At 73.4% G+C, this 16,450-nt stretch carries 16 protein-coding genes and 1 pseudogene; 16 read left to right on the forward strand and 1 reads right to left on the reverse strand.

Features of this window, described 5'->3' with window-relative positions; all coding sequences use genetic code 11:
• The 13 genes and pseudogenes from QSK21_RS05960 to QSK21_RS06020 all read left to right on the forward strand — a co-directional run.
• Positions 1-863: pseudogene (locus QSK21_RS05960) on the forward strand (chromosome segregation ATPase); the annotation flags it as partial.
• Positions 864-1,194: 331 nt separating this feature from the next.
• Positions 1,195-2,913, forward strand: coding sequence for a CTP synthase (gene pyrG, locus QSK21_RS05965; protein WP_285694217.1), 1,719 nt, complete (start codon positions 1,195-1,197; stop codon positions 2,911-2,913).
• Positions 2,910-3,575 (forward strand): NUDIX domain-containing protein, encoded by a 666-nt coding sequence (locus QSK21_RS05970; protein ID WP_285694218.1) that lies wholly within the window; start codon positions 2,910-2,912, stop codon positions 3,573-3,575. Before pyrG ends, QSK21_RS05970 begins: the two co-directional genes overlap by 4 nt.
• Positions 3,576-3,762: 187 nt before the next feature.
• Positions 3,763-4,692, forward strand: coding sequence for a site-specific tyrosine recombinase XerD (xerD, locus tag QSK21_RS05975; protein WP_285694300.1), 930 nt, complete (start codon positions 3,763-3,765; stop codon positions 4,690-4,692).
• Positions 4,693-4,785: 93 nt separating this feature from the next.
• The gene (locus QSK21_RS05980) at positions 4,786-5,772 is read left to right on the forward strand and encodes a ParA family protein (protein WP_502871515.1); all 987 of its coding nucleotides are present in this window, start codon (positions 4,786-4,788) and stop codon (positions 5,770-5,772) included.
• A 115-nt stretch (positions 5,773-5,887) separates the two neighbouring features.
• The gene (locus tag QSK21_RS05985) at positions 5,888-6,748 is read left to right on the forward strand and encodes a segregation and condensation protein A (RefSeq protein ID WP_285694219.1); all 861 of its coding nucleotides are present in this window, start codon (positions 5,888-5,890) and stop codon (positions 6,746-6,748) included.
• Entirely contained in the window at positions 6,741-7,346 is a 606-nt protein-coding gene (gene scpB / locus QSK21_RS05990; RefSeq protein ID WP_285694220.1) for an SMC-Scp complex subunit ScpB, read from the forward strand. Before QSK21_RS05985 ends, scpB begins: the two co-directional genes overlap by 8 nt.
• Positions 7,343-8,074, forward strand: a complete 732-nt coding sequence (locus QSK21_RS05995) for a pseudouridine synthase (RefSeq protein WP_285694221.1) — start codon at positions 7,343-7,345, stop codon at positions 8,072-8,074. The genes scpB and QSK21_RS05995 overlap by 4 nt, the downstream gene beginning before the upstream one ends.
• Before the next feature lie 35 nt (positions 8,075-8,109).
• Entirely contained in the window at positions 8,110-8,472 is a 363-nt protein-coding gene (gene aroH / locus QSK21_RS06000; RefSeq protein WP_285694223.1) for a chorismate mutase, read from the forward strand.
• A 39-nt stretch (positions 8,473-8,511) separates the two neighbouring features.
• The gene (locus QSK21_RS06005) at positions 8,512-9,615 is read left to right on the forward strand and encodes a prephenate dehydrogenase (RefSeq protein ID WP_285694224.1); all 1,104 of its coding nucleotides are present in this window, start codon (positions 8,512-8,514) and stop codon (positions 9,613-9,615) included.
• A gap of 423 nt (positions 9,616-10,038) precedes the next feature.
• Positions 10,039-10,740, forward strand: a complete 702-nt coding sequence (cmk, locus tag QSK21_RS06010; protein WP_285694225.1) for a (d)CMP kinase — start codon at positions 10,039-10,041, stop codon at positions 10,738-10,740.
• On the forward strand, positions 10,737-12,122 hold the full coding sequence (der, locus tag QSK21_RS06015) for a ribosome biogenesis GTPase Der (RefSeq protein WP_502871516.1): 1,386 nt from the start codon (positions 10,737-10,739) through the stop codon (positions 12,120-12,122). Before cmk ends, der begins: the two co-directional genes overlap by 4 nt.
• 83 nt (positions 12,123-12,205) lie before the next feature.
• The gene (locus QSK21_RS06020; protein ID WP_285694226.1) at positions 12,206-12,409 is read left to right on the forward strand and encodes a hypothetical protein; all 204 of its coding nucleotides are present in this window, start codon (positions 12,206-12,208) and stop codon (positions 12,407-12,409) included.
• 26 nt (positions 12,410-12,435) lie between these two features.
• Here QSK21_RS06020 and QSK21_RS06025 read toward each other — a convergent pair whose 3' ends face one another.
• Positions 12,436-13,152 (reverse strand): hypothetical protein, encoded by a 717-nt coding sequence (locus tag QSK21_RS06025; protein WP_285694227.1) that lies wholly within the window; start codon positions 13,150-13,152, stop codon positions 12,436-12,438.
• A 137-nt stretch (positions 13,153-13,289) separates the two neighbouring features.
• On the opposite strand from QSK21_RS06025, the gene QSK21_RS06030 reads away from it, so the two are divergent.
• From QSK21_RS06030 to QSK21_RS06040, 3 genes are all read left to right on the forward strand, one after another.
• Entirely contained in the window at positions 13,290-14,459 is a 1,170-nt protein-coding gene (locus QSK21_RS06030) for a nucleoside 2-deoxyribosyltransferase domain-containing protein (RefSeq protein WP_285694228.1), read from the forward strand.
• A 191-nt stretch (positions 14,460-14,650) separates the two neighbouring features.
• Positions 14,651-15,394, forward strand: coding sequence for an ABC transporter permease (locus QSK21_RS06035; protein WP_285694303.1), 744 nt, complete (start codon positions 14,651-14,653; stop codon positions 15,392-15,394).
• The gene (locus QSK21_RS06040; protein ID WP_285694229.1) at positions 15,391-16,440 is read left to right on the forward strand and encodes an ABC transporter ATP-binding protein; all 1,050 of its coding nucleotides are present in this window, start codon (positions 15,391-15,393) and stop codon (positions 16,438-16,440) included. Before QSK21_RS06035 ends, QSK21_RS06040 begins: the two co-directional genes overlap by 4 nt.
• Positions 16,441-16,450 lie beyond the last annotated feature (10 nt).

The following is a 16,450-nucleotide window of genomic DNA, read 5'->3' on the forward strand; positions in this document are numbered from 1 at the left end:
CGCAGAAGGAGGCCGCCGCCCAGATCCAGGCCATCCAGGCCGAGAAGACCGCGCAGGTCCAGGCCATCCAGGCGGAGAAGACCGCCCAGGTCCAGGCGATCCAGGCCGAGAAGGAGTCCGCGCAGCGCGACGCGGCGGCGGCCTGGAACCAGGCCCAGCAGGGCCGCGCCCAGGCCGACCAGGCCCGAGCCCAGGCCGAGAAGGCCCAGGCGGGGCTGGAGCAGGCCGAGCGGGCCCTTGAGGAGGCCGCCAGCGCCAGGCGCGCCGTCGAGGCCGAGCGCGACCGGCTCAAGGACCAGGCCGCCGAGCTCTCGCGGGCGCTGGAGGCGGCGCACGCCGATCTGTCCGGCCTGCGCGCCAAGCTCACCGACGCGGAGATGAAGACCCAGAACCTCCAGCACTCCGCCGCGGCCGCCGCCAAGGAGGCCGAGGACGCCCGGCGCCGCGCCCAGACCGCCGAGGCCGAGCGCCAGCAGGCCCTCGACACCGCCGCGCAGTCGCTTGAGGCCGCCAAGAAGGCCGAGCGCGAGCGCGACACCGCCGTCCAGGCCCAGGCCCGCGCGGAGTCGGAGACCACGCTGGCGCGCGGGCAGGCCGAGCAGGCCGGCCGGGAGCGCGACCAGGCCGCGAGCGCGATGCGGCAGGTCGCCGCCGAGCGCGACGCGATCAGCGAGAAGCTCAAGGAACGCGACCAGTGGGTCGACCAGCTCGCCCAGGCGGTCACCGAGCAGCGCGCCGCGATCGCCGAGCTGTCCCAGGAGCGCGACGCCGCCCGCCAGGCCGCCGACCAGGCCCGGTCGCTGATCGACGAGCTCACCCGGCAGCTCCGCACGATCATGCCGACCGCCGCCCCGCGGATCTGACCCGCTCTGATCCGCCCGCCCCGCTCCCGGCCTCCCCGGGACGCGGGGACGGCGCCGACGGGGCCCGGCCGCCGGATCGTCGGCCGTGAACGTCCCGTCACGCCCGATTCGTCCGTGGGAGCGGGCGGGGCGTCCATGACGCGCGGCCGGTCGCGCCCGGACGGGCACGACGCGGACGCCGCCCCCTTCCGGCCCTGTTATCCTGGTGGCCCGTGGACCTTGAGTCTCTCGTACCCGGCCCGCCCAGGGGCGCGGCAGCGTCCGGCCCGCGGAGGCCGGTGAGGGCTCAGCGCGGTACCGTCCGCATCGCTACGACCACGGGAGCGCCTCCTTGCCTTCGGCAGCCACTGGTAGAACTCGTCCTACCAAGCATCTCTTCGTCACCGGCGGCGTCGCCTCCAGCCTCGGCAAGGGCCTGACGGCGTCCAGCCTTGGCCGGCTGCTCACGCTGCGCGGCCTGCGCGTCACGATGCAGAAGCTCGACCCCTATCTCAACGTCGACCCCGGCACGATGAACCCGTTCCAGCACGGCGAGGTCTTCGTGACCGACGACGGAGCCGAGACCGACCTGGACGTCGGCCACTACGAGCGGTTCCTCGACACCGACCTGCACGGATCGGCCAATGTCACCACCGGCCAGGTCTACTCCAACGTGATCGCCAAGGAGCGGCGCGGCGCCTACCTCGGCGACACCGTCCAGGTGATCCCGCACATCACCAACGAGATCAAGGACCGGATCCGGGGCATGGCCACCGCCGGGGGGTCGTCCTCCCGGGCGGGGCACGCCGAACCCGAGGTGGACATCGTGATCACCGAGGTGGGCGGCACGGTCGGCGACATCGAGTCGCAGCCGTTCCTGGAGTCGGTCCGCCAGATCCGGCACGAGATCGGCCGGGAGAACTGCTTCTTCCTGCACGTGTCGCTGCTGCCCTACATCGGGCCCTCGGGCGAGCTGAAGACCAAGCCCACCCAGCACTCGGTGGCCGCGCTGCGCTCCATCGGCATCCAGCCCGACGCGATCGTGTGCCGCTCGGACCGGCCGATCAGCGACGGGCTGAAGAACAAGATCAGCCTGATGTGCGACGTCGACCGGGAGGCCGTGGTCTCGGCGGTGGACGCCCCCAGCATCTACGACATCCCCAAGGTGCTGCACGCCGAGGGCCTGGACGCCTACGTCGTGCGCCGCCTGGACCTGCCGTTCCGCGACGTCGACTGGGGCGCCTGGGACGAGCTGCTGCGCCGCGTGCACCGCCCGGCGCGCGAGGTGACGATCGCGCTGGTCGGCAAGTACATCGACCTGCCCGACGCGTACCTGTCGGTGACCGAGGCGCTGCGGCACGGCGGGTTCGGCAACGACGCCCGCGTCAACATCCGCTGGGTCAAGAGCGACGACTGTGAGACCCCCGAAGGGGCCCGCCGCGAGCTGGACGGCGTCGACGGCGTGCTCATCCCCGGCGGGTTCGGGGTCCGCGGGATCGAGGGCAAGCTGGGCGCGATCCGGCACGCCCGCGAGAACCGCGTCCCGCTGCTGGGGATCTGCCTGGGCCTGCAATGCATGGTCATCGAGGCGGCCCGGAACCAGGGCGGCCTGCCCGAGGCGGGCAGCGCCGAGTTCGACCCGGCCACCCCGCACCCGGTGGTGGCGACCATGGCCGACCAGGTCGACGTGGTGGCGGGCGAGCGCGACATGGGCGGGACCATGCGGCTCGGCCTGTACCCGGCCGACCTGGAGGAGGGGTCGATCGTGCGGGAACTGTACGGGAGCGCGAAGGTCTCCGAACGGCACCGGCACCGGTACGAGGTCAACAACGCCTACCGCGACCAGTTGGAGAAGGCGGGGCTGCGCTTCAGCGGCCTGTCGCCGGACGGCCGGCTGGTGGAGTACGTGGAGCTGCCCCGCGAGACGCACCCGTTCTTCGTGGGAACCCAGGCGCACCCGGAGTTCCGCTCCCGCCCGACCCGCCCGCACCCGCTGTTCGCCGGGCTGGTCGCCGCCGCGCTCGACTACGCCGAGGCGCGCGGCGGCGCGGGCGCGGTGACCACCTCATGACGGCGGAGGGGAGCGGCGGGGGTTCCGCCGTGCTCGGCGTGGAGGACGTGCGGGACCGCCCGGAACGGTGGGAGGTCGTGCAGGCGTCCCGCGAGTTCCAGGGCCGGGTCTTCAGCGTCCGCCGCGACTCGGTGAGGATGCCGAACGGCGACGCCACCGAGGTCGTCCACCGGGACGTGATCGAGCATCCGGGGTCGGTCGGCATCCTGGCCGTGGACGCCGCCGACCGGGTGCTGCTGCTCCGCCAGTACCGGCACCCCGCCGGGTACCTGCTGTGGGAGGCCCCGGCCGGGCTGCGCGACGTCCCGGGCGAGCCGCTGCACGTGCTGGCCGCGCGGGAGCTGCTGGAGGAGGCCGGGTACCGGGCCGGCCGGTGGGACGTGCTGGTCGACCTGTTCCCCTCTTCGGGGATGTCGGACGAGCGCGTCCGGATCTTCCTGGCCCGCGACCCGGAGGAGGTGCCCGCCGACGAGATCGACTTCAGGCGGGTGCACGAGGAGGCGGACATGCCGCTGGTGTGGGTGCCGCTGGACGAGGCGGTCCGCAAGGTGCTGGCCGGTGAGATCCACAACATGATCGCCGCGGCCGGGATCCTGGCCGTCCACGCCGCGCGCGCCCGCGGCTATCGCGGCCTGCGCCCGGTGGGAGCACCCGAGGGCTGAGCCCGGCGGCCGGAGCCGGCGTTGGCGTCCCCTCACCCTGCGCGAGGGGGCATGATGGGCAGCGACCCACTCGGCCACCCCGCCCGGGAATGAGGTGCCGCAACTGTCACCGAGCACGACCGGCCGGAGCCTCGCGCGGCCCGGCGCCGGCCAGCCGCACGACGGGACCGCCGGAGACCCCTCGCCCCTGGCCGCGGCCGTGCGGACCTACCTGGGGCATCTGGCCGTGGAGCGGGGCCTGGCCGCCAACACCCTCAGCTCCTACCGCCGCGACCTGCGCCGGTACGTCAGCGTCCTGGCGGGGCGGGGCCGCACCGCCATCGGCCAGGTCACCGAGGACGACGTCCGGGAGTTCCTGGTCGGGCTGCGCGAGGGCGACGACGAGCACCCGCCGCTGGCGGCCGGGTCGGCGGCCAGGGCCGTGGTCGCCGTCCGCGGGCTGCACCGGTTCGCGCTGCGCGAGGGCATGACCGCCACCGACCCGGCGCGCGAGGTCAAGCCGCCCACGCCGCCGCGGCGCCTGCCCAAGGCCATCTCGATCGGCGAGGTGGAACGGCTGCTGGCCGCGGCGGGGGCCGGGGGCGAGGCGGGCGGCGCCGAGGCGGCGCGGGCGCTGCGCGACCGTGCCCTGCTGGAGCTGCTGTACGGGTCGGGCGCACGCATCTCCGAGGCCGTCGGCCTGGACGTCGACGACCTCGACCTGGACGAGGGCTTCGCGCGGGTCGCGGGCAAGGGCGGCAAGTCCCGCGTCGTCCCCATCGGCGACTACGCGCGGCGCGCGGTGGAGAACTACCTCGTCCGGGCGCGTCCCGAGCTGGCGAAGGCGGGACGCGGCGGGCCGGCCCTGTTCCTCAACGCGCGCGGCGGGCGGCTGTCGCGGCAGGGCGCGTGGATGGTGCTGCGCGCCGCGGCCGAACGCGCCCAGTTGTCCAACGTCTCCCCGCACACGCTGCGGCACTCGTTCGCCACGCACCTGCTGGACGGGGGCGCCGACGTGCGGGTGGTGCAGGAGTTGCTCGGACACGCCTCCGTGACGACCACGCAGGTCTACACTCTGGTGACGGTGCAGCTACTGCGCGAGGTCTACGCGACCTCCCACCCACGCGCGCGAGGCTGACCCGAGCGTGACCGGGCGCCGAGGGGAGGCGTACGGCGCTGCCCGGGGGCAACCCGGCAAATCGCTACCAATGCGCGCGTCGGCTTGTGACGGGTGGTGTCAACCCCTAGAGTCCCGGTCCTGGATGGCATCTTCGCGCCACCGGGGAGGGATCTGGTGACGAGCACACAGACCACAGGGGGGGTCCTCTCCTCTGCCACCATTGAGACCGATCCGAGTCGCGCCCTCGGGCCGACCCAGCGTCCCGTGCCCGAGTTCCCCGAGCCGGCGCCGCTGGCCGAGCACGGCCCGGCCCGTATCGTCTCCATCTGCAACCAGAAGGGCGGGGTCGGCAAGACCACCACCACCATCAACCTGGGCGCCGCGCTCGCCGAGTACGGCCGCCGGGTCCTGCTGGTGGACTTCGACCCGCAGGGCGCCCTGTCGGTCGGGCTGGGCAAGGGCGACCCGCGCCAGCTCGACATGACGATCCACAACCTCCTGCTGGAGTCGGACACCGACTGGGAGGACGTCGTCATCGACACCGGCGTCGACGGCATGGACCTGCTCCCCAGCAACATCGACCTGTCCGGCGCCGAGGTGCAGCTGGTGCACGAGGTCGGCCGCGAGTACATCCTGTCGCAGGCGCTGAAGTCGGCGGTGCCGCACTACGACTACATCCTCATCGACTGCCAGCCGTCGCTGGGCCTGCTCACCGTCAACGCGCTGGCCGCCAGCCACGGGGTGCTGATCCCGCTGGAGTGCGAGTACTTCGCGATGCGCGGCGTGGCGCTGCTGATGGAGACCATCGACAAGGTGCAGGGCAGGATCAACCCCGGCTTGGTGATCGACGGCGTGCTCGGCACCATGTACGACTCGCGGACCCTGCACACCCGGGAGGTGCTGGGCCGCATCGTCGAGGCGTTCGGCGACCAGGTGTTCCACACGGTCATCAACCGCACCGTGCGGTTCCCCGACGCCACCGTGGCGGGCGAGCCGATCACCTTCTTCGACCCCAACTCCATGGGCGCCAACGCCTATCGCGGCCTGGCCCGCGAGGTCCTGGTGCGCTGGCGCGAGCTGGAGAAGGCCAAGGTCTGACACACCGCGCGCGGGGCCGGTGCGGGATCTGACCCGCACCGGCCCCGCGCTGCCGTAAGCTGTGGCGTCGCGTTCTTTGGAGGGGTATCGGGTGGGCTCGGCTACCGTGAGTGACGTGGACGAGACCTCGCCGGAGCCGGGCGCCGAGAAAGCGCGCGGCTTCCAGGTCCACCTGGACAACTTCGAGGGACCGTTCGACCTGCTGCTGGGATTGATCTCCAAGCACAAGCTGGACATCACCGAGGTCGCGCTGCACAAGGTCACCGACGACTTCATCGCCCACATCCGGTCCCACGGCAAGGAGTGGGACCTGGACCAGGCCAGCCATTTCCTGCTGGTCGCGGCCACCCTGCTCGACCTCAAGGCGGCCAGGCTGCTGCCGTCCGGCCAGGTCGACGACGAGGAGGACCTGGCCCTGCTGGAGGCCCGCGACCTGCTGTTCGCGCGGCTGTTGCAGTACCGCGCGTACAAGGAGGTCGCCAAGGTCTTCGCCGCCCGCATCGCCGAGCAGGGACGCCGCTTCCCGCGGACGGTGCCGATGGAGCCGCGGTTCGCGAACCTGCTGCCCGAGGTGCTGCTGGGCCTGGGCCCCGACCAGTTCGCCCGGCTGGCCGCCGGGGCGCTGACCCCCAAGGCGCCGCCGTCGGTGTCGGTCGAGCACATCTACCAGGCGCAGACCACCGTCAGGGAGCAGGCCGCCGTCGTCGTGGAGCGGCTGCGGGCCCTGCGCGCCACGACCTTCCAGGTGCTCATCGAGGACTGCGAGGGGACGTTCGAGATCGTCGCGCGGTTCCTGGCGCTGCTGGAGCTGTACCGGGAGCGGGCGGTGGCGTTCGAGCAGCCCGAGCCGCTGGGCGAGCTGCGTGTCACCTGGACGGGGACCGACGAGGGCGAGATCGAGATCGGGGACGCCTACGAGGGCTCACCGCCCCGGGACGCCGATCGAAAGGAGCGGAAGGACGATTCCGATGCATGAGGGACCCCCTGACCGGCCCGCCGCCGACGGCGGCGGCACCCCCGGCGGTGAGGGGCTGCCGGGGCTGCGCGCCTCCATCGAGGCGATCCTGCTGGTGGTGGACGAGCCCGTGGCCGAGATCACGCTGGCGCAGCTACTGGAGCGGCCCACCCACGAGGTCGCCGCCACCCTGCGCGAGCTGTCGGCGGAATACACCGAGCAGGGCCGGGGGTTCGACCTCAGAGAGGTCGCCGGCGGCTGGCGGTTCTACACCAGGGACGCCTGCGCCCCTGTCGTGGAGCGCTTCGTCACCGACGGCCGGCAGGCCCGGCTCACCCAGGCGGCGCTGGAGACGCTGGCCGTGATCGCCTACCGGCAGCCGGTGAGCCGCGCCCGGGTCTCGGCGATCCGGGGCGTCAACAGCGACGGGGTGATCCGCACACTGGCCCTGCGCGGCCTGATCGAGGACGCCGGCCAGGACCCGGAGACCCAGGCGCACCTGTACCGCACCACCGGGTACTTCCTGGAACGGCTGGGCCTGCGGAATCTGGACGAACTGCCGGAGCTGGCGCCCTACCTGCCCGACGACCTGCCAGAAGACATCATTGAGGGACAGTGAAGGACAACGAGGGCGTACGACTGCAGAAGGTCCTGGCCGAGGCCGGGATCGGCAGCCGCCGCCACTGCGAGGAACTGATCGGCGAGGGCCGCGTCACCGTCAACGGGGAGAAGGTGTTCCGCTTCGGCGAACGTGTCGACCCGCAACGCGACGTGATCCACGTCGACGGCCGCCGGGTGGAGACCCGCGCCGAGATGCGCTACTACGCCATCAACAAGCCGCGCGGCGTGGTGAGCACCATGTCCGATGAGCGGGGACGCAAGTCGCTGGCCGACTTCGTGGAGGTGCCCGAGCGGCTGTTCCACGTCGGCCGGCTCGACACCGACACCGAGGGGCTGATCCTGCTCACCAACGACGGCGAGCTCTCGCACCGGCTCAGCCACCCGAGCTGGGGCGTCCCCAAGACCTATCTGGCCGAGATCCACGGGCCGATCCCGCGCGACCTGGGCAGGCGGCTGCGCGCCGGGCTGACGCTGGACGACGGCCCGGCCAAGGCCGACCAGTTCAGGGTGTTCGACCAGGTGGGCAAGCGGGTGCTGGTGGAGATCACCCTGCACGAGGGCCGCAAGCACATCGTCCGGCGGCTGCTGAAGGCGGCGGGCTTCCCCGTCCAGCGGCTGGCCCGCGTCCAGTTCGGGCCGATCAGGCTGGGCTCGCTGCGGCCGGGCACCATGCGCGCGCTGACCGTCACCGAGGTCGGCGAGCTGTACAAGGCCGTGGACCTGTAGCCGGGACGGCGGCGAGGACGAGGAGGGACGACGACGTGGCGGTACGCGCGATCCGGGGGGCGACGCAGGTCGACGCCGACGACCGGGACCAGATCCTGGCGGCGACCACGGAGCTGGTCACCGAGGTGATGGCGCGCAACAGGCTCACCACCGACGACGTGATCAGCGTGCTGTTCACGACGACACCCGACCTGGTGGCCGAGTTCCCGGCGCTGGCGGCGCGCAAGCTCGGCTTCCAGGAGGTGCCGCTGCTGTGCGCGTCGGAGATCGCGGTGCCGCACGCCCTGCCCCGGGCGATCCGGCTGATGGCGCACGTGGAGACCGACCTGCCCCGCGAGAGGATCCAGCACGTCTACCTGCGCGGCGCGACCGCGTTGCGGCTGGACATCGCCCAGTAGCGCCCGGAACGGTGCTCCGGTGCCACTACGCTTGGTGCCGTGGCTGACGAGGGGACACCAGCACGGATCGTCGTGATCGGGACCGGGCTGATCGGGACGTCGATCGCCCTGGCCATGCGCGGGCGGGGCACCGAGGTCCTGCTGGCCGACCGTGACGAGGCCGCGCTGCGGATCGCGGTGGAGCTGGGCGCGGGCGAGGCGCTGCCCGACGGTGCGACCGGGGGGTCACCCGCGGGGCCGGCCGACCTGGCCGTGCTCGCGGTGCCGCCCGCAGCCGTCGCCGTCACCCTCCTGGACGCCCAGAAACGCGGCCTGGCCACCGCGTACACGGACGTGGCCAGCGTCAAGGCGCTGCCGCTGCGCCAGGCGGCCGAGCTGGGCTGCGACCTGTCGTCCTATGTCGCGGGCCACCCGCTCGCCGGGCGCGAGCGGTCCGGACCCGCCGCCGCCCGCGCCGACCTGTTCCTGGGACGCCCCTGGGCGCTGTGCCCGACCGGGGAGACCTCGCCCGAGGCACTGAAGGCCGTCACCGCGCTGGCCCGCGCCTGCGGGGCCGAGCCCGTGGAGGTGGGGCCCGAGGAGCACGACCGCGCCGTGGCGCTGGTCTCGCACGGGCCGCACGTGGTGTCGGCCGCCGTCGCCGCCCGGCTCACCGGCGCCGACGACGTGGCGCTGGGCCTGGCCGGGCAGGGCGTGCGGGACGTGACCCGGATCGCGGCCAGCGACCCCCGGCTGTGGATCGGCATCCTGTCGGCCAACGCCCGTCCCGTCGCGGACGTGCTGGAGGCCGTCGCCACCGACCTGGCCGTGGCCGCCTCGCTGCTGCGCGACGGCAGCGACGAGGCCGCCACGCACGTGGCCGACCTGCTGCTGCGCGGCAACGCGGGCCGTTCCCGCATCCCCGGCAAGCACGGCGGCGAGCAGACCAGCTACGCCGTGGTGCAGGTCGTGATCCCGGACCGTCCCGGCGAGCTGGGCATGATCTTCCAGGCGGCGGGCGTCGCGGGGGTCAACATCGAGGACGTCAGCATCGAGCACTCGCCCGGACGCCCGCTGGGCATCCTGGAGATCTCCGTCAGGCCCGAGGCGGCCGAGACCCTCGCCGCCGAACTACGCGCCCGCGGCTGGTCCGTGCCTGGCTGAGCCCCGCCCGGAGCGCAGCGGAGGGCGGGGCTCAGCCTGCCCGTCGTGGGGGTGTGGGGGTTATCCCCCACTGGGGTGTTGGCCGCCGCCCGGAGCGCAGCGGAGGGCGGCGGTCAGCCCGCTTTTGGTGGGGGTGTGGGGGTTATCCCCCACTGGGGTGTTGGCCGCCGCCCGGAGCGGAGTGGAGGGCGGTGGTCAGCCTGCTTGTGGTGGGGGTGTGGGGGTTATCCCCCACGGGGGTGCTGAGCGGAGCGGGCCTTCCTCCGCGAGGGCGCCGGTTCTCGCCGTGGCGCGGGGGGTGGGCATGGGACGGTAGCCTGACGCGTTAGGACTCACCGGGGGCACAGCAGGCAGCGGCGATCGGGGGCGGCGGCCGCATGCCCCGCCGCCCGCCTCGTCACGCCGCGAAGAAAGGGAACATCCGTGCCGCTCGTCATCGCCATGGACGGCCCGTCAGGGTCGGGGAAGTCCAGCGTGTCCAAGGGCGTCGCCAGGGCGCTGGGCCTGCGCTACCTCGACACCGGCGCGATGTACCGCGCGATGACCTGGTGGATGCTGCGCCAGGGCGTCCCGGTGGAGGACGCCGAGGCGGTCGCGGCCCGCGCCGGAGAGCCGGTGATCGAGGTCGGCACCGACCCCGATCATCCGACCATCACCGTGGACGGGACGGACGTGTCCAAGCCCATCCGCACCCGCGAGGTGACCAACGCGGTCAGCGCGGTCAGCCGGGTGCCGGAGGTGCGGGAGCGGCTGGTGGCGCTGCAACGCCGGATCATCGGCGACGGGCGGATCGTGGTCGAGGGACGCGACATCGGCACGGTCGTCGCGCCCGACGCGCCGGTCAAGGTGTTCCTGACCGCCAGCGAGAAGATCCGCGCCGAGCGCCGCGCCAAGGATCTGGCCGCCGAGCCGGGCGCCACCCTTGAGGTGACGCAGGCCGAGCAGGCCCGCCGCGACCGGCTCGACTCCACCCGTACCGCGTCCCCCCTGCTCAAGGCGGCGGACGCGGAGGAGATCGACTCCTCCGCGATGAGCCTTGAGGAGGTCGTCGCGGCAGTCGTCCGCCTCGCCGAGTCCGCGACCGAGACCACAGCAGCGACCAGAGCCGAAGAGCGAACACAGTGACCGAATACGAGATCGAGACGGTCCCCGGGGACCTGGACGGCGCCGTGCCCGAGGAGCCGCCGACGCCGGTGGTGGCGGTGGTGGGGCGTCCCAACGTCGGCAAGTCGACGCTGGTCAACCGGATCATCGGGCGCCGCGAGGCGGTCGTGGAGGACGTGCCCGGCGTGACCCGCGACCGGGTCGCCTACGACGCGACCTGGAACGGGCGCCGCTTCACCGTCGTCGACACCGGCGGCTGGCTGCCGGAGTCCTCCGGGCTGGCCGCCGCGATCGCCGAGCAGGCCCGGATGGCGGTCGACCTGGCCGACGTGGTGCTGTTCGTCGTGGACGCGACGGTCGGCGCCACCGATGTGGACGAGGCCGTGGTGGAGATCCTGCGCCGCTCGGGCAAGCCGGTGGTGCTGGCCGCCAACAAGGTCGACGACCAGGCCGGGGAGGCCGACGCCGCGCTGCTGTGGGGCCTGGGCATCGGCGAGCCGTGGCCGGTCAGCGCCCTGCACGGGCGGGGCAGCGGCGACCTGCTCGACGCGGTGCTCGACGCGCTGCCGCGGGAGGCTCCGCCGGAGACGTTCGAGGAGGCCGGGGGGCCGCGCCGGGTGGCGCTGCTGGGCCGTCCCAACGTCGGCAAGTCGAGCCTGCTCAACCAGCTCGCGGGGGAGAACAGGGCGGTCGTGGACGCGGTCGCCGGCACCACCCGCGACCCGGTGGACGAGCTGATCGAGCTGGGCGGGAGGACCTGGCGGTTCATCGACACGGCGGGGATCAGGCGGCGGTACCGCGAGAACCAGGGCGCCGACTTCTACGCGACGCTGCGGACCCGGTCGGCGCTGGAACGCGCGGAGGTGGCGGTGGTGCTGGTGGACACCAGCGAGCCGCTGGCCGAGCAGGACCTGCGCATCGTGTCCATGGTGATCGACTCGGGCCGGGCCCTGGTCATGGCGTACAACAAGTGGGACCTGCTGGACGAGGAGCGCCGCTACTACCTGGAGCGCGAGATCGACCGGCAGTTGCACCACGTGCGCTGGGCGCCGCGGGTGAACATCTCGGCCCGCACGGGGCGGCACATGGAGAAGCTGGTCCCGGCGATCGAGACGGCGCTGGACGGCTGGGGCACCCGGGTGCCGACGTCCAAGCTCAACCAGTTCTTCACCGACCTGGTGAACTCGCATCCGCATCCGATCCGCGGCGGCAGGCAGCCCAGGATCCTGTTCGCCACGCAGGCGGGGGTGCGTCCGCCCCGGTTCGTGCTGTTCACGACGGGGTTCCTGGAGGAGGGCTACCGGCGGTTCATCGAGCGGCGGCTGCGCGAGGAGTTCGGCTTCCCCGGCACCCCGCTGGACATCACCATGAAGATCCGGGAGAAGCGCGGCAAGCGCAGGTAGCGCCACCCCGCGGCCCCTCGGCTCCCGGGCCGAAACGCGATAACCTATCGCTTACTTGGTGATCGACGATCGAGGGGTCCGGCGTGAAGCTGTTGCTCTTGCTGGCGGTCGCGGTGGGGTGCGTGGCGCTCGGCTTCACCTGGAAGCAGCCGTGGATCGGCGGGGTCGGGCTGCTGGTGGCCTTCGTCGCGATGTTCACCGACCGCGACGACATCCCGCTGGACGACGAGAAGCGCAGCTACGAGACCACTCACAGCGTCCGCAAGATGCGCACCAGGCGCCGCTGACGCGGCCTCACGAGGTGGGCCGGAGTTCAGGTGCGCGGCTGGTCGCGGTGCTCTCCCGCCACATGCCGGTCGGCGGGGTCGGGCAGGCCGCCCTGGTACGGGGGAGGGTCGCCCGGACCGGCCGTGGCCTCGCGCGAGTACCGTCCGAACGACGGCGCGGGAATGGGCTGCGTGGTGCCGCTCGGGCCCGTCGGGGCGGTGCCGCTCGCGGGGGTCGCCGGGCGGTAGCCCGCGCCCAGACCGCCGTCACCGTAGTCGTAGCCGGCATCCTCGTCCAGCTCCGCGACGTCCCGGATGCCGACCACGGCGAGGCGGCCCAGCGCCAGCGCGGCCAGGAACACCACGACCACCCCGAGCCCGGCGAATCCGGACAGTTGCTCGGCGAGCCGCCGCCCCTCACCGGTGCCCAGCGGCGCCCCGGGGCCCGGCACGTCCCACAGCGCCGCGACCTGGGTCCCGACCACGAACCAGGCGCCGCCCAGCGCGGCCAGCCCGGCGCCGATCATCGCGATCGCGCGGTTGGCCGCGAGCAGGGTGACCAGGCCGCCGAGCGCGGTGGCCGCGGCGGGGGCCACGCTGAGCTGGAGCCGGTCGGTGTCGTAGACCCAGGTCTCGTCGGGGGCGAAGCCGAAGTCGACGTACGGGCCGGCGAAGGGCAGCAGGCCGCCCCACAGGCCCAGCAGCACGAGCAGGATCCCGCTGACGGCGCCCCGGCTGCGCGGTACTCGCACGGTCCCAGTCATGACCTTCTCCTCTTGACCGGGCGATCTCGTCCTGTTGTGAAGCCCTTTACCCGTGGGGCATCCGTCCAAGCACGGCCCGCGTCTCACTGTGCGTCCTGTCGCCGCCGTGGCGGCTCTCTCTCCGGGAGGTACGTCCGATGGGCCCCGAAGTGATCACCGTGTCCGCGCTGGAGGAGCCGCCGGACGGCTGGGATGCCGCGATCTTCCTGGCGGGGCCGACGCCGCGCTCGCCGCAGGTCGCCTCCTGGCGGCCCGCAGCCCTGGACGAGCTGCGCGAACGCTGGCGGCACGAGGGGCGCCTGGTGGTGTTCGTCCCCGAGTACCGGAACGGCGCGCACGACGACCACGCCGCCCAGATCGAGTGGGAGGAACGCTGCCTGCACCTGGCCGACGAGGTGCTGTTCTACGTGCCGCGCGAGCTGAGGACCATGCCCGCCTTCACCACCAACGTCGAATGGGGCATGTGGCACGACAGCGGGCGCGCGGTGTTCGGCGCCCCGCCCGACGCGCCCAAGAACCGCTACCTGCTGCACTACGCCGCCAAGCACGGCGTGCCCACGGCCACCGACCTTCCCGGCACCGTGGCCGCGGCGCTGGACCGGATCGGCGCGGGAGCGTCCCGTAACGGCGGCGAAAGGGAGGTGCCGCTGCTGCTGTGGCGTACCGACACGTTCCAGCGGTGGTACGGGGCGCAGCGCGAGGCGGGCAACACCCTGCTCGGCGCCCGCGTCGTCTGGCGCTTCGGCCTGCACTGGGGACTGCACGTGAGGATGCGGGTAGCGGCGGAGGACCGGATCAAGGACAACGAGATGGTGATCGCCCGTCCGGGCATCTGCGTCGTCGTGCCCTACCGGCCGGGACCCAGTCCGGATGAGACCACGGTGGTGCTGGTGCGCGAGTACCGCAGCCCCGCCGCGACGCCCGACGGCTACGTCCACGAGCCTCCCGGCGGGCACAACCCGCTCGCCGCCACCGACCCGCGGCGGGCCGCCCTGGCCGAGCTGGCCGAGGAGACCGGCCTCACGCTCCCGCCCGGACGGCTGCGCGACCACGGGACGCGCCAGCTCAACCCGACGCTGTCGGCGCACACCGCGCACGTCTTCGGCGCCGAGATCACCGAGGAGGAGCTGGACCGGCTGCGCTCGGCGCCCGGCCCGTACGGCGTCGCCGGGGACGGGGAGCGCACCTTCGTGGAGATCGCCACGCTCGCGGAGATCCGGCGGGGCCGGCTTGTGGACTGGAGCGCCCTCGGCATGATCACCGATGTGGTGCTGGAGGGGCTCCGTTCGCGCGATTACGAGGACTAGCCTCCGATCACCCTCGTATTTTCGGGCGATTCGAGGGCTTCCCTTCGTAGATGCGATCGTTAGACTGCGTCCGTGGCGATGCTCCTGATCAGTGCGGCGGGCGGGGTTCGAGGCGTGGGGGCCCGCGCCACGTGGTGACCGCCCGGGAACGGCCGCCTCGACGCCCGCCGTGGATCCTGCTGGTGCCCGCGATGGCGGGCCTGGCACTGCTCGTCCTGCCGCTGGCCGGGCTGCTGTTCCGCGCGCCGTGGTCGACGCTGGGGACGCGGCTGGGCGAGCCGCAGGTGCTGGAGGCGCTGCGGCTGTCGCTGGTCAGCGCCACGATCGCCACGGTGGTCTGCCTGCTCCTCGGGGTGCCGCTGGCATGGCTGCTGGCGCGCGTGCCGTTCCCGGGGGCCCGGCTGGTGCGGGCGCTGGTCACCGTCCCGCTGGTGCTGCCTCCCGTGGTGGGCGGCGTGGCGCTGCTGCTGGTGCTGGGACGGCGCGGGCTGGTCGGCCGGTGGCTGGACGCCGCGTTCGGCATCACGCTCCCGTTCACCACCGCCGGTGTGGTGCTGGCGGAGACGTTCGTGGCGATGCCGTTCCTGGTGATCAGCGTGGAGGGCGCGCTGCGCGCCGTCGACGCGCGGTACGAGGAGGCCGCGGCCACCCTCGGCGCGACCCGCTGGACCACGTTCCGCCGTGTCACCCTGCCGATGGTCGCGCCCGGCATCGCGGCGGGCGCGATCCTGTGCTGGGCGCGGGCGCTGGGGGAGTTCGGCGCGACGATCACGTTCGCGGGCAACTTCCCCGGGCGCACCCAGACCATGCCGCTCGCGGTCTACCTCGCGCTGGAGACCGACCCGCAGGCCGCGATCGTCCTCAGCCTGGTGCTGCTGGCCGTGTCGGTGCTGGTCCTGGCGGCGCTGCGCGATCGTTGGGTGGACGCCCGATGAAGGGGAGCGGGCTGGAGGCGCGGCTGGTCGTGCGGCGCGGGGCGTTCGAGCTCGGCATCGAGCTGGCGGTCGCGCCCGGCGAGGTGGCGGCGCTGCTCGGGCCGAACGGGGCGGGCAAGACCACCGCGCTGCGCGCCCTGGCCGGGCTCACGCCGATCGCGGACGGGCATGTCCGGGTGGACGGCGAAGCGATCCATCGGCTGCCGCCCGAGCGGCGGGGGATCGGCATGGTCTTCCAGGACTACCTGCTGTTCCCGCACCTCAGCACCCTGGAGAACGTGGCCTTCGGGTTGCGCAGCCAGGGGATGCCCCGGCGCGAGGCGCGGCGCGAGGCCGCCGGATGGCTGGAACGGGTCGGTCTCGCCGAGCACGCCTCCGCCCGTCCCAGAGCGCTGTCGGGCGGGCAGGCGCAGCGCGTGGCGCTGGCCCGCGCCCTGGCCCCGCGGCCGCGCCTGCTGCTGCTGGACGAGCCGCTGTCGGCACTGGACGCGCACACCCGGCTGGAGATCCGGGCCGCGCTGCGCCGCCATCTGGCCGGGTTCGAGGGCGCCGCCGTCCTGGTCACCCACGACCCGCTGGACGCGATGGTGCTGGCCGACCGGCTGGTGGTGGTGGAAGGCGGGAGGGTCGTCCAGGAGGGCGAGCCCGCCGAGGTGGCGCGGCGGCCCAGGACCGGGTACGTGGCGCGGCTGGTCGGCCTGAACCTTTACCGCGGTCACGCGTCCGGCGGGACGGTCACGCTGGCCGACGGCGGTGCCCGCCTGGACACCGTTGACCGTGTGGAAGGTGATGTTTTCCTCACCTTCGCTCCCTCGGCCGTGGCGCTGCACCGCGCCAGGCCCGAGGGCAGCCCCCGTAACCTGTGGCCCGCCACGGTCGCCGCGATCGAACGGCACGGGGACCGGGTGCGGGTCCGGCTGGACGGCCCGCCGCTGCCCGCCGCGGCGGACGTCACGCCCGGTGCCGTCGCCGAACTGCAATTGACCGAAGGCAGCCGGGTATGGGCCGCGGTGAAGGCCACCGAAACCCATGTTTACCCCGCCTGAACTCCGCCAG

Source organism: Actinomadura sp. NBRC 104412 (assembly GCF_030269515.1).
Classification (GTDB): Bacteria; Actinomycetota; Actinomycetes; order Streptosporangiales; family Streptosporangiaceae; genus Spirillospora.